The organism is Streptomyces diacarni, assembly GCF_003323715.1.
Classification (GTDB): Bacteria; Actinomycetota; Actinomycetes; order Streptomycetales; family Streptomycetaceae; genus Streptomyces; species Streptomyces diacarni.
Window position 1 is genome coordinate 1 of record NZ_QOIN01000046.1, and the last position, 13222, is coordinate 13222.

At 72.3% G+C, this 13222-nt stretch carries 11 protein-coding genes; 7 read left to right on the forward strand and 4 right to left on the reverse strand.

Annotated features, from left to right (window positions below):
- Positions 1-161: 161 nt before the first annotated feature.
- Positions 162-893: a DUF4097 family beta strand repeat-containing protein gene (locus DTL70_RS17000; RefSeq protein ID WP_147266786.1), complete on the reverse strand. Its 732-nt coding sequence runs from the start codon at positions 891-893 to the stop codon at positions 162-164.
- A 332-nt stretch (positions 894-1225) separates the two neighbouring features.
- Between DTL70_RS17000 and DTL70_RS17005 the strand changes: the two genes are divergently transcribed.
- Positions 1226-2686, forward strand: coding sequence for a YfcC family protein (locus DTL70_RS17005; protein WP_245979461.1), 1461 nt, complete (start codon positions 1226-1228; stop codon positions 2684-2686).
- A gap of 74 nt (positions 2687-2760) precedes the next feature.
- Positions 2761-3432, forward strand: coding sequence for a GOLPH3/VPS74 family protein (locus DTL70_RS17010; RefSeq protein WP_114022814.1), 672 nt, complete (start codon positions 2761-2763; stop codon positions 3430-3432).
- Positions 3433-3577: 145 nt separating this feature from the next.
- On the opposite strand, the gene aceB is transcribed toward DTL70_RS17010, so the two are convergent.
- Together aceB and DTL70_RS17020 are read right to left on the reverse strand one after the other, a co-directional pair.
- The gene (gene aceB, locus DTL70_RS17015; protein ID WP_114022815.1) at positions 3578-5206 is read right to left on the reverse strand and encodes a malate synthase A; all 1629 of its coding nucleotides are present in this window, start codon (positions 5204-5206) and stop codon (positions 3578-3580) included.
- Positions 5207-5579: 373 nt separating this feature from the next.
- Positions 5580-6251 (reverse strand): nucleotidyltransferase family protein, encoded by a 672-nt coding sequence (locus tag DTL70_RS17020; protein ID WP_114022816.1) that lies wholly within the window; start codon positions 6249-6251, stop codon positions 5580-5582.
- Positions 6252-6470: 219 nt separating this feature from the next.
- On the opposite strand from DTL70_RS17020, the gene DTL70_RS17025 reads away from it, so the two are divergent.
- Together DTL70_RS17025 and DTL70_RS17030 are read left to right on the forward strand one after the other, a co-directional pair.
- Positions 6471-6806, forward strand: coding sequence for a DUF5955 family protein (locus DTL70_RS17025; RefSeq protein ID WP_425470377.1), 336 nt, complete (start codon positions 6471-6473; stop codon positions 6804-6806).
- 62 nt (positions 6807-6868) lie between these two features.
- On the forward strand, positions 6869-8689 hold the full coding sequence (locus tag DTL70_RS17030) for a serine/threonine-protein kinase (RefSeq protein ID WP_114022818.1): 1821 nt from the start codon (positions 6869-6871) through the stop codon (positions 8687-8689).
- A gap of 13 nt (positions 8690-8702) precedes the next feature.
- Here the strand turns inward: DTL70_RS17030 and DTL70_RS17035 are convergent, their stop codons facing one another.
- Positions 8703-9536, reverse strand: a complete 834-nt coding sequence (locus DTL70_RS17035; RefSeq protein WP_114022819.1) for an IclR family transcriptional regulator — start codon at positions 9534-9536, stop codon at positions 8703-8705.
- Positions 9537-9784: 248 nt separating this feature from the next.
- Here DTL70_RS17035 and allB point away from each other — a divergent pair, with 248 nt between their 5' ends.
- The 3 genes from allB to DTL70_RS17050 all read left to right on the forward strand — a co-directional run bounded on the left by allB (position 9785) and on the right by DTL70_RS17050 (position 13014).
- Positions 9785-11128 carry an allantoinase AllB gene (gene allB / locus DTL70_RS17040; RefSeq protein WP_114022820.1) on the forward strand — a complete coding sequence of 448 codons (1344 nt, stop codon included), beginning with the start codon at positions 9785-9787 and terminating at the stop codon, positions 11126-11128.
- Positions 11125-12267, forward strand: a complete 1143-nt coding sequence (alc, locus tag DTL70_RS17045; protein WP_114022821.1) for an allantoicase — start codon at positions 11125-11127, stop codon at positions 12265-12267. Before allB ends, alc begins: the two co-directional genes overlap by 4 nt.
- 321 nt (positions 12268-12588) lie before the next feature.
- Positions 12589-13014: a guanyl-specific ribonuclease gene (locus DTL70_RS17050; RefSeq protein ID WP_114023172.1), complete on the forward strand. Its 426-nt coding sequence runs from the start codon at positions 12589-12591 to the stop codon at positions 13012-13014.
- Positions 13015-13222: the final 208 nt, after the last annotated feature.

The following is a 13222-nucleotide window of genomic DNA, read 5'->3' on the forward strand; positions in this document are numbered from 1 at the left end:
CACCCTCCGGTGATCGGCCCACTGCCCACCTGGCCTGCCATTGACCGGCAATAACGGCTCGATCTTCAGCCACTGCGCATCACTCAGCTCATGCCGTCGCACCATGCAGGACACCTGCCCAGCACCACACCGATCCATCACCAAGAGCCATCAGAAACGGCCTAGGCGTCAGCCCGCAGCACGGAGACGTTTCCGCCACCACTGCGCAGGGTGATCCTGCGCTCCGCCGCGGGGTCGGTGTCCACCGTCACCGTGCGCTTGCCGCCCCCGGTGGTGGCGTGCACGGCGTACGGGCCGCGCGGCAGCCGTACCGTCGCGTTGCCGCCGCCGGTCTCGTAGCGCAGCGAGTCGGGGGCCGTGGCGAACGTACCGCTGAGGCTGCCGCCGCCGGTCTTCGCCTCCACTTTCCTCGCCTCGGAGTCCAGCATGCGCACGCTGCCGCCTCCCGAGGTGGCGTGCACAGGGCCCGAGGTACCGCGCACCACGATGGAGCCGCCGCCTGTGGTGAGGCGCAGGGACAGCGAGGCGGGCACGGAGAGGGTGTAGCCGACCTCGCACGTCCGGTCGCCGCCCGAGCACTCGCCCGCGGTCAGCTTCAGGGTGCCGTCGCTGACGGAGTGCTCGGTGTGCGGCTTGGACTTCTCGTACGCGGAGTCCTCCGTCACCCCCACACTCGTCCGCCCCGGGGCGGCGGCCTTGACGGTGATGTCACCCGCGTGCGAGTCGACTTCGAGCGCCTCGATCCGGTCGCCCTTCGCTCCGACGGTGTACGACCGCGAGGCGTTGTGCGTCTCGGAACCCGCCCAGGAGCAGCCCGCCGTACCGAGGGCGGTGGCGGCGGTGAGGGCGGTGGCGGCGCTGAGGAACCCACGGGTACGGGTGCGTCGGATCATGCGGACCATCCTGCCGCCCGGTAAGCGCCGGCTGCTCATCTCGCGGAATGACGCGACCCTGACCGGACCCTCAGCCAGTTCTGTCCGTTCTGTCCCGATGAGACCGTTATGCTGCGCTGTGTTGTCGTGTTGTCGTGTTGCTGCGTTCCCACCGGGATGTGACAACGTGTGGGAAAGAGGCGCGGGGCGTGGGCGGAGCCGAGGACCCTTCCAGGAACGGAGCTTCGAGGAACGCAGGCTCGAAGAGCGGAGCCTCGGAGCGTGAAGCCCCGAAGAGCGGATCCGAGGACACCTCGGGGAACGGCGGCCGGGGGTTCACCTTCCCCAGCGCGCTGACGGTCCTGGCGCTGGTCACCCTCCTGGTGTGGGTGATCGCCTTCTTCGTCCCCTCGGGCCGCTACGAGCGCGACGCCGCAGGCGCGCCCCGACAGGGCACCTACCACAGGGAGCCGTCCGGACTCGGCTTCCTCGACCGGCTCACCGACCTGTTCCTCTCGCCGGTCAACGGCCTCTACGGTGTCCAGGACCGCGAGACGGGACAGGTGGCCCCCGACGCCGTCGGCGAACTCTACGGCGCCGCGGGGGTGTTCCTGTTCGTGCTCGCCATCGGCGCCTTCATCACCGTCGTCTTCGCGACCGGAGCCATGGACCGCGGCATCGGCCGCCTCGCCCACCGGCTGCGCGAGCGCGGGGCGCTGCTGATCGTCGGTGTGATGCTGATCTTCTCGCTGCTGGGCACCGTGGAGGGCTTCGCCGAGGAGACGCTCGGCTTCTACGGGCTGATCGTCCCGCTGATGCTCGCCCTGGGCTACGACCGGATGGTGGCCACCGGCACCATCATCCTCGGCGCCGGGATCGGGGTCCTGTGCTCGACCGTCAACCCGTTCGCCACCGGCGTCGCCTCCTCCGCCGCCGACATCTCCCTCGGCGACGGCATCGTGCTGCGCGCCGCGATGTGGGTGGTGTTGACCGCGGTCACCATCGCCTACGTCGTCCGCTACGCGCGCCGCGTACGGGCCCGGCCCGAGCGCTCGCTGTCCGGCTTCCTGCCCGGGGACCGCGGCCGCGCCGAGGTGCGCGCCGACGCCGCCGAGCCGCCGCCGCTGACCGGCACGCACAAGGCCGTCCTGGTGACCGTCGTGCTGGTCTTCGCCTTCATGATCTTCTCGGTGATCCCGTGGGCGAGCGCGCTGAGCGGCGACGCGGACGCCGCCCCCTACGGCTGGGAACCCGGCTGGTCCTTCCCGCAGCTCGCGGCGCTGTTCCTCTGCGCCGCGATCCTGGTGGGCCTCCTGACGCGGATGGGGGAGCAGCGGTTCACGGCGACGTTCGTGGAGGGCGTCGGCGACTTCGTCTCACCCGCACTGGTGATCGTGCTGGCCCGCGGGGTGACGGTCCTCATGAACAACGCGAAGATCACCGACACCGTGCTGCACTCCATCGAGGGTGCCGCCATGGGGGTGCCCTCGGCGCCGTTCAGCATCATGATCTTCGTCGTCAACCTGCCGCTCGCCTTCCTCATCCCCTCCACCTCGGGCCACGCCACCCTCGCGATGCCCATCCTGGCGCCGCTCGCCGACTTCGCGGGCGTCTCCCGCGCGGTCGTCGTCACCGCCTGGCAGGCGGCCAGCGGCTGGATGAACCTGTGGGTCCCCACCACGGCCGTCATCATGGGCGGCATCTCACTCGCCCGGGTCGGCTACGACCGCTACCTGCGCTTCGCCGCCCCGCTGTTGGGCCTCCTCGCACTCCTGATCGCCGGTTTCGTCGCGCTGGGTGCCGTCTGGTCGTAGCCGTGGGTGACGTTTGGGTCTGCGGCGGGTGGGCAGCGGAACCTGGAAGAACGGGGATGCACCAAGGGGGACCCATGACCGTCACGTTGGGTGAGGAAATCACGCTGCTCTCGCTGGACGACGACACCGGCACGGCCAAGGACCGGCCCGCCGCGGGTTGGGCCGTCGCGGGGGGCACGCTGCTGGAGCTGACACTGGCCGGGCGGGTGGCCGCCACCGAGGGACGGCTCGCCGTCACCGACCCGACGCCGACCGGCGACGCGCTGCTGGACGGCCGCCTCGCCGCGCTCACCGAGTGGACCGCCCAGGACGACCAGGCCAAGGTCGGCGACTGGCTGTCCAAGGACCAGGCCAAGGCCTTCGACGCCGCCGTGGCCAACCTGTGCGCCCGCGGCGTCATCACCGAGAAGAAGCACCGCACGCTCGGCATCTTCGTCACCCGCCGGTATCCGGAGGCGGACGGCTCGGTGGAGCGCGAGTTGCGGCACCGGCTCGCGGACGTCGTCCTCGACGGCGCCGAACCCGACGAGCGCACCACGGGGCTGATCGCGCTCCTGCACGCCTCCAACCTGCACGCCGCGGCCTTCCCCGACGTGGCCCGCAAGCAGGTGTCGCCGCGCATGGAGTCCATCGCCGAGGGCCAGTGGGCGGCGGAGGACGTGCGCAGGGCGCTGAAGGACATGCAGGCGGTCCTCGCCGCGGTCATGCTCTGCACGACCGTGGCCACGACGGTCGCGGTCACCTGAGCCCACCTCGCCGTCGCAACCGTCGTCCTGGATACCGCGTCGACCTACCGCGACGGACGGTGACCCGACCGGCGAACAGCCGTCAGGTCACCGCCCGTGGGTGCCGCGTGCGAGGCGGCAGGCGGCAGAGGGCCGCCGAGGCGCCTCAGCCGCGCAGCATCTCGTACGCGGGCGTGGTCAGGAAGTCCTCGTAGCTCTCGTCGAGGGCGACTCGCAGCAGCAGGTCGTGGGCCTGCTGCCAGTGGCCGGCCGCGAAGGCCTCCTCGCCGACCTCCGTGCGGATCGCGGCGAGTTCCTCGGCGGCCACCTGGCGCGCCAGGTCGGCCGTGACCTGCCGGCCGGTGTCCAGCACGACCTCCGCGTTGATCCACTGCCAGATCTGCGAGCGGGAGATCTCCGCGGTGGCCGCGTCCTCCATCAGGTTGAAGATGGCCACCGCGCCGAGGCCGCGCAGCCACGCCTCGATGTAGCGCATGCCCACCTGGACGGCGTTGCGCAACCCCTCGAACGTGGGGCGGGCCTCCAGCGAGTCGACGGCGATGAGGTCGGCGGCCTTGACGTCGACGTCCTCGCGCAGCCGCTCCTTCTGGTGCGGCCGGTCGCCCAGCACCGCGTCGAACGAGGCCTTGGCGATCGGCACGAGGTCCGGGTGGGCCACCCAGGAGCCGTCGAAGCCGTCGCCGGCCTCCCGGTCCTTGTCGGCGCGGACCTTCTCGAAGGCGACCTCGTTGACCTTCGCGTCCCTGCGGGAGGGGATGAAGGCGGCCATGCCGCCGATGGCGTGCGCGCCGCGCTTGTGGCAGGTGCGCACCAGCAGTTCGGTGTAGGCGCGCATGAACGGCGCGGTCATCGTCACCGCGTTGCGGTCCGGCAGCACGAAGCGGGAGCCGGCGTCGCGGAAGTTCTTGACGATGGAGAAGAGGTAGTCCCAGCGACCGGCGTTCAGCCCGGCGGCGTGGTCGCGCAGTTCGTAGAGGATCTCCTCCATCTCGTACGCTGCGGTGATGGTCTCGATCAGGACCGTGGCGCGGACGGTGCCCTGCGGGATACCGCAGTAGTCCTGCGCGAAGACGAACACCTCGTTCCACAGCCGCGCCTCGAGGTGCGACTCGGTCTTGGGCAGGTAGAAGTAGGGGCCCTTGCCCGCGTCGATGAGGCGCTGCGCGTTGTGGAAGAAGTAGAGCCCGAAGTCGACCAGCGCGCCGGGCACCGGCGTGCCGTCGCAGACCAGGTGCCGCTCGTCCATGTGCCAGCCGCGCGGCCGGACCACCACGGTGGCCAGTTCCTCGGCGGGGCGCAGCGCGTAGCTCTTGCCGCTGCGCTCGTCGGTGAAGTCGATGCGGCGCTCGTAGGCGTCGGTCAGGTTGAGCTGGCCGCCGATGACGTTCTCCCAGGTGGGCGCTGAGGCGTCCTCGAAGTCGGCGAGCCAGACCTTCGCCCCGGAGTTGAGGGCGTTGATGGTCATCTTGCGGTCGGTGGGCCCGGTGATCTCCACGCGGCGGTCCAGCAGCGCGGGCGGGCAGTCGGCCACCCGCCAGTCGCCCCCGCGTACGTGCGCGGTCTCGGGCAGGAAGTCCAGCGAGGCGGTGCGCGCGGTCTCGGCGCGCTTCTCGGCCCGGCGGGTGAGCAGCTCGTCGCGGCGGTGGGTGAACTCGCGGTGCAGCGCGGCCACGAACTCCAGCGCGGCACCGGTCAGCACCTCGTCCTGCCTCGCGGGCCGCTGCCCGGTCTCGACACCGACGATTTCCAGCGGAGAGGGCGCTGGTGCGGACATGGTGGGTCACTCCTTCAGACAGCGTGATGTGCGGCCGCCGGGCCTCGGGCGAAGCGGGACGGCACGGGGTGCCGCGTGCCGCGCCGGGCGCGCGGAACACGGCCATGGCACCTCCGGGACAGGAAGGTGCTTCTGATCAGTGGAGATTAGTTTCCTCATAGTGGAACTTCAAGAGTTTGTTGACGTCGAGATATCTCTCACCCCGATCCGACCCCGGAACCCGCCCCTGAGCTGACCCCGGGTGCCACCACGCGCCTAGGCCATGCGGCTTGGGCGCGGACGAACCGCGCGGCCCGGCCGCGGGTGTCCGGACGGCGGGATAGGGGAGGGGAAGAGGGGGAGGGAGAGGGGAGGAAGGGGGGCGGTGCGCAGGTCACCTCAGTCGGTGCAGGTCCTCGGGCGTGTCGATGTCCGAGGGGTCGGCCAGGTCCGCGCACTCCACCAGGGTCAGTGCCGCGCGGTGCGCGCGCAGGTAGGTGCGCGCCCCCGCGTCCTGGCGCGCGCTGCGCGCGGCGCCCTCCCAGTGCGCGGCCCCCAGCAGCACGGGATGGCCGCGGCGCCCCTCGTACGCGGCGGCGGCCAGCGTGGTGGGGGAGCGGTAGGCGGCCCGTACGCGGGCGACGGCCGGCGCGCCGATCCCCGGCTGGTCCACCAGCAGGACGAGCGCGGCGTCGGCGCCGTCGCGCGGCAGGGCCGCCAGACCCGTCCGCAGCGACGTGCCCATGCCCCGCTCCCAGTCCGGGTTGTCGACCAGGACGCACCCGGCCGGGCACGCCGTATCCCGCACTCGGTCACGCGCCGCGCCCAGTACGACGTACACCAGATCGCAGCCGCCCTCGCGCAGCACGTCGGCCGCGTGCTCCACCAGGGGCCTGCCCCGGTAGGGCAGCAGCGCCTTGGGGCGGCCGCCAAGCCGCCGCCCGCCGCCGGCGGCCAGCAGCAGGCCCGCGACCCGCGGGGCCGCCGTGCCCGGCGAGGGGGCGGTGGCGGGCAGGTGGGCGTCCGCGGTGTGCCGGCCGTCGGCCGGTGTCGGCTCCCGTGTCATGGTCCCTCTCTACCGTGCGCCTACAGCCTGAGGGGGACGCGCGCCCTCCTCCTTGGGGACGATCATTGAAAATGCACCCCCGAATCTCGCGTTCCGTGTGGCGCCACACGCGGAGAGTGGCGTTTACTGTCGGAACCTCCGACGACGTGGGTCACTGCTCGGAGGAACGGCACCTCCGGGCGAGCGTCTCGTCCCGGGGAGATCCTGTGGGGGGAGAGCGTGCGGAGCGAGACGATGGCGCAGTGGGGGCCGGTGGCCGCCGAGCCGGACACCGGTGTGGATCCGCGGGTCGAGGCGTTGCGGAGCGCCGTGCACCGGATGCGGCGGGAACTGGACGCCTACCCTGCCGAGTTGCGTGACCGCCGCGAGGCGGAGCGCGAACTGGACGTGCTGGCCGCCTCGGTGCACTCCGGCACGCCGGCCACCGAGGAGTTGCTTCACTCACTGCTGCTGCTCGCGGCCGCGGTCGGCTCCGTCAGCGCGCTCGCGCTGCCGCTGGCGGCCGTCCGCGAGGCCGTCGAGCTGTTCGGCACGGCCCCGCGCGCCGCGCACTGATCACCTGAGGGTACGGTCTTGTGGTCTTTCCAGGCCACCGACTATCCCAGGGGCAGCAGTTCATGGCTGACGGAGCGGCAGCAGAGATCTTCTCGCCACTGACCGACCAGGACCCCGCTTCGGTTGCCGGTTACCGGCTGGCGGCGCGGCTCGGTTCCGGCGGCATGGGCAAGGTCTACCTGTCCTACACGCCCGGCGGGCGCGCCGTCGCCATCAAGGTGATCCGGCCGGAGTTCAGCGAGGACCCCGAGTTCAGACGCCGCTTCCTGAGCGAGGTGCGCCTGGCGGAACGGGTGCAGGGCCTCTACACCGCGCCCGTGATCGACAGCGACGTCGAGGGCCACCACCCGTGGCTCGCCACGGCGTTCGTGCCGGGGCCCTCGCTCACCGAGGCGGTCGTCGGACACGGCAGGCTGCCGGTCTCCTCCGTGCTGTTCCTGGTCGCCGGGATCGCCGAAGCCCTCCAGGTCATCCACAGGGCCGGCATCGTGCACCGGGATCTGAAGCCCTCCAACGTGCTGCTCGCCGACGACGGGCCCCGCGTCATCGACTTCGGCATCGCACGCGCCGCCGACGCCACGGCGCTCACCGGCAGCGGCGTCACGATCGGCACGCCTTCGTTCATGGCCCCCGAGCAGGCGGAGGGCTCCACCGTGACCGAGGCCACCGACGTCTTCGCGCTGGGGCAGATCGCGGCCTACGCGGCGCTCGGCACCCCCGCTTTCGGCGAGGGCACGGCGCACGGCGTGCTCTACCGCATCGTCCACGACGAGCCCCGGCTGGACGGGCTCGACCAGGAGCTGCGGGAGCTGGTCAGCGGCTGTCTGGCCAAGGCGGCGGGGGACCGCCCGCGCACGGACGAGGTCCTGCGCATGTGCCAGGCGGCCTCCGGCGAGACGCAGCTGAGGCGCCCGGGCAACTGGCTGCCGGACGCCGTGGCCGCCGACATCGCCCGCCGCGCCGCCGCCCCCGTGCCCCCGTCGTCGCACCCCGCGACGCAGCCGGTCACCGAAGCCGCCCCGCAGGCGGCCGGGGCCGCCGCGGGTCGTGCGTCGGACCACGCGGCCGTGGCCGACGCCGAGACGGCGCACGCACCCGGAACGCCCGCCGCTCCCGGACCGGCCCCGGCGCCGTCGGCGGCCGCCCCCACGGCGGGCCCCGGGGTGCGGCAGCAGCCCCCCGGTTTCGGTCCCGCCGTCCCGCAGCCGCCCGCCGGGTTCGGCGGTCCGCCTCCGACGGTCGGCTACGGACCTCCGGGCCCCGTCGGCCCGTACGGCGCACCGGGTCCTCCGCGGCCCCTGCCGCCGCGCCGCAAGTCGAACGCGTTCAAGATCGTGGCGGTGAGCCTGGTCGTGGGGTCGCTGATCGTGGTGGGCGGGTGCTCGATGCTGGTCGAGCTGGTCCGGGGCGCGAGCAGCGCGGCGGGGAACGGCCCGGCCTCCCCTGACGAGCGGAAGCCGAAGGCCCATCCCGAGCCCGCGGCCTACAAGGACATCGAGCTGCCCAACAAGTACTTCCTGGCCATGTCCGACGATCCTCTCGAACCGCGCGAGCTGGGCGAGGGCGGCGAGACCTCGGAGCTGACGTACCTGAACGTGAGCACGGACGGGCCGAGCCTCGGCATCGACAGGCCGAACGGCAAGCTGTCGCTGCTCAAGAACTCCCAGAAGGGTTCGCTCGCCACCTGCCGCAACGAGACGCGGTTCACCGACGACGTCAGGCTGAACCGTCTGGCGCCCGGAGCCCAGCTCTGTCTGCGGACGAGCTCCGGGCACGTCGGTCTGGTCACCTACCGCGGCCACTCTCCCGAGGGCGACCCCAGCGACTACGTGAAACTGGACGTCACCGTCTGGCGGGACGCCATCGAGGCGAAGGACTCCTAGCCGTCCCGCGGCCTCACTGGCCGTTTCCGCCTGCGCCGTTGCCCGAGCTGGCCAGCGCGGCGGACAGGTCGGCGGCGACCTCGTGGAGCAGGGGGACGAACTTGTCGGTGGCGGCGTCCGTGACGCGTCCGGCAGGACCCGAGATGGAGATGGCCGCCGAGGTGGGGGAGTCGGGCACGGTGACGGCGATGCAGCGCACGCCGATCTCCTGCTCGTTGTCGTCGGTGGCGTAGCCGGCCTCGCGCACGTGCCCGAGAGCCTCGAGGAAGCCCTCGGGGGTGGTGATCGTCTTCTCGGTGGCCGCGGGCATGCCCGTGCGCCCGAGCAGGGCCCGCACCTGGTCCTCGGGGGTGTGGGCGAGCAGCACCTTGCCGACGCCGGTGGAGTGGGGCAGCACCCGGCGGCCGACTTCGGTGAACATCCGCATCGAGTGGCGCGAGGGCACCTGGGCGACGTAGACGATCTCGTCGCCGTCGAGCATCGCCATGTTCGCCGTCTCGCCGGTCTCCTCCACGAGCCGCGCCAGGTAGGGGCGGGCCCAGGTGCCCAGCAGGCGGGCGGCGCTCTCGCCGAGGCGGATGAGGCGGGGTCCGAGTGCGTAGCGCCGGTTGGGCTGCTGGCGCACGTAGCCGCAGGAGACCAGGGTGCGCATCAGGCGGTGGATGGTGGGCAGCGGCAGCCCGCTGGCGGTGGACAGCTCGCTGAGCCCGACCTCGCCCCCGGCGTCCGCCATCCTTTCCAGCAGGTCGAAGGCCCGCTCCAGGGACTGCACTCCGCCGGATGCGGCAGGGGCCGTGGCAGCCTGGGCTGCACTGGCGGTGGGCTTGCGCTCTGCGGACGGCGGCACGTCGCGTTCCTTTCCTGGCCTGCGGTCAGGCGCATGGTATCGGGGGGTGGGGGCGGCGGGCCGCCTCCTACGGATCGCCTCCCGTACGCGCCCGGCACGGACGCCGGTCTCCTTCTGTATGGCGAAATTCTAGTTCCATTTTGTGGACTTCTCCAAGAGGAGAACCCTTGACTGGCTCTTCCCGGCGGATGAGGATTCGTTCAACAGATCGTTTCAACACTTCGTTGAAGAGGCTGAAGGAGGTCGGTTTGTCCGACGTGCGGCTCGTCCTGCGCTCACGGCGCGTCCTCACCCCCGAGGGGGAGCGTCCGGCGACCGTCACCGTCAACGGTGCGGGCCGGATCGAGGACGTGCTGGGGTACGACGCGGAAGTACCACCCGGCGTCGCCCTGGAGGACGTCGGCGACGACGCGCTCCTCCCCGGCCTGGTCGACACCCACATCCACGTCAACGACCCGGGCCGCGCCGAATGGGAGGGCTTTTGGACGGCCACCCGGGCCGCGGCGGCCGGCGGCATCACCACCCTCGTCGACATGCCGCTCAACTCCCTCCCGCCCACCACCACAGCCGGCAACCTGCGCACCAAGCGCGAGGTCGCCGAACCCAAGGCCCACATCGACGTCGGCTTCTGGGGCGGCGCGATCCCCGGCAACGTCGCCGACCTGCGGCCCCTCCACGACGCGGGCGTCTTCGGCTTCAAGTGCTTCCTCTCACCGTCGGGCGTGGACGAGTTCCCCGAGCTGAACCGGGAACAACTCTCCGCCGCCATGGCCGAGATCGCCTCCTTCGACGGGCTGCTCATCGTGCACGCCGAGGACCCCGGGGCACTGTCCGCCGCCCCCCAGAAGGGCGGCCCCGCCTACCGCGACTTCCTCGCCTCCCGCCCCCGCTCGGCCGAGAACGACGCCATCGCCCTGCTCATCGAGCTCGCCGAGCGGCACGGCACCCGCGTCCACGTCCTGCACCTGTCCTCCAGCGACGCGCTGCCCCTGCTGGCCAAGGCGCGCGCCGACGGACTCCGCCTCACCGCCGAGACCTGCCCGCACTTCCTCACCCTGACCGCCGAAGAAGTCCCCGACGGCGCCACCGAGTTCAAGTGCTGTCCGCCGATCCGCGAGAAGGAGAACCAGGACGCGCTCTGGCAGGGCCTGGCCGACGGCACCCTCGACTGCGTCGTCTCCGACCACTCGCCCTGCACCACCGACCTCAAGACCCCCGACTTCGGCACCGCGTGGGGCGGCATCTCCTCCCTCCAGCTGGGGTTGCCCGCCATCTGGACCGAGGCCCGCCGCCGCGGGCTCGCCCTCACCGACGTCGCCCGCTGGATGTCCGAGGCGCCCGCCCGGCTGGCCGGCCTCGGCGCCAAGGGAGCCATCGCGCCCGGACGCGACGCCGACTTCGCCGTCCTCGCACCCGAGGAAACCTTCACCGTGGACCCGGCGCACCTGCACCACCGCAACCAGGTGACCGCCTACGCGGGCAAGACGCTGGACGGCGTCGTCCGCTCCGCATGGCTGCGCGGCGAGCGCGTGGCCGACCACGGTGTACCCACCGGAAAGACCGGCCGACTCATCGAAAGGCAGGCAGCATGACAGCGGCGCAGACCGCCGGAACACCCAGCTACACCGGATACACGGGAGACGCGGCGCCCTACTCGGGCGGCGACACCTACGCCGACTACCGCGCGCCGGAGGCCGGGTTCCCCTTCGCTCACCTCCCCGACCTGGTCGACCGACGGCTGGGTGCCACTGTCATCGCCGCCAACGACGAGTTCTTCGCCGAGCGGGAGAACCTGCTCAACCCCGAGCGCGCCGAGTTCGACCCCAACGCCTTCCAGCACAAGGGCAAGATCATGGACGGCTGGGAGACCCGCCGTCGCCGCGGGGCCTCCGGCGAGGAACCGCACCCGGCCGAGGGCGCGAACGACTGGGCGCTCATCCAGCTCGGCACCCCAGGCGTCATCCGCGGCCTCGTCGTCGACACCGCGCACTTCCGCGGCAACTACCCGCTGGCCGTCTCCGTCGAGGCCACGTCGATGCCGGGCTCGCCCTCGCCCGAGGAACTCCAGGCCGACGACGTGAAGTGGACGACCCTGGTGCCGCACACCCGCGTCGGCGGGCACGCGGCCAACGGGTTCACCGTCACCGAGGAGAAGCGCTTCACCCACCTGCGGCTGCGCCAGTACCCCGACGGCGGCATCGCCAGGCTGCGGGTGCACGGCGAGGTCGTGCCCGACCCCGAGTGGCTGGGCGCGCTGGGCAGCTTCGACCTGGTGGCCATGGAGAACGGCGGCCTCGCCGAGGACGCCTCCGACCGCTTCTTCTCCCCGCCGGTCAACACCATCGTCCCCGGCCGCTCGAAGAAGATGAACGACGGCTGGGAGACCCGCCGCCGCCGCGACAAGGGCAACGACTGGATCAGCTACGCGCTGACCGGCCAGAGCCGCGTGCGCGCCGTCGAGATCGACACCGCCTGCTTCCGCGGCAACGCGGCCGGCTGGGTGGCCCTCGTCGGCAAGGACGGCGAGAGCGGCGAGTGGACCGAACTGCTGCCGCGCACCCGCCTGCAGCCCGACACCATCCACCGCTTCCTGCTGACGGAAGCGCCGGCGGTCACCCACGTGCGGATGGACATCTACCCCGACGGCGCCATCTCCCGGCTCCGCCTGCACGGCTCCCTCACCGACGAGGGCGCCCGCCGCCTCGCGGCGCGCCACGCCGAGCTGAGCTAGGGGTCACCTGCGGCTCCCGGCCCCCGGACCGGTAAGGGGGTGCCACTGTCCGCAGTGCGCGGGCCGCGGGTGGACTGTGGCTCGTCGCGCCGTTCCCCGCGCCCCTTCGGGGCACGCCCACGCCTCCCAGCCGCGCTGGGGACCCGGGTTCGTCCGGTCGAAGAGCGGCGCGCGAGGCCCTGGTCGCCGACGGCGGCCAGGGCCTCGCGCGCCGTCGCGAAGGGAACAGCAGCCCGACGCGGCGGCGCGTCAGCGTGAACGCCCGGCAAAAATCCGGTACTTGCCGTTGACACGTCGTCTACGCGCGTCACCATGGGTGCCATGAGATTCCCCCCACACATCAAGCGCATCGGCGCCGCGGGCGCCCTCGCCGCCGCCCTGCTCGCGGGCGGCCCCGCCCTCACCACGGCGAGCGCCGCCGCACCGGCGCCCACCGCGGCCGCGGCCCAGCACGTCGCCGCCGTCGGCGACATCTGTGAGTCCAAGCTCCCCGCCGAGGCGCACGAGACCCTCGACCTCATCGAAGAGGGCGGCCCCTACCCCTACCCGCAGGACGGCACCGTCTTCCAGAACCGTGAGGGCATCCTCCCGGACCAGGGCGAGGGCTACTACCACGAGTACACCGTCGAGACCCCGGGCTCCGACGACCGCGGCGCCCGCCGCATCGTGACCGGCGAGGAGGAGCAGGAGGACTACTACACGGCCGACCACTACGAGTCCTTCGACCTCGTCGACTACACCTGCTGAGGCCGCACGAGCGCGGATCCGAGCTCCGGGTCCCCACGCCCCGGGCTCCGCGGCGGCCGTTGTCCCGTATTGGGACGGCGGCCGCCGCTTTGCGTGTAACGTTCGGCTCTCATCACCGGCGCCCCGGCCCCCCGGGGGTGGTCAACCCGCCGTGAACGGGTAACGTTCCCCACAGAGAGTGATGCGTCGGCGGTGGATATGGGGAGTT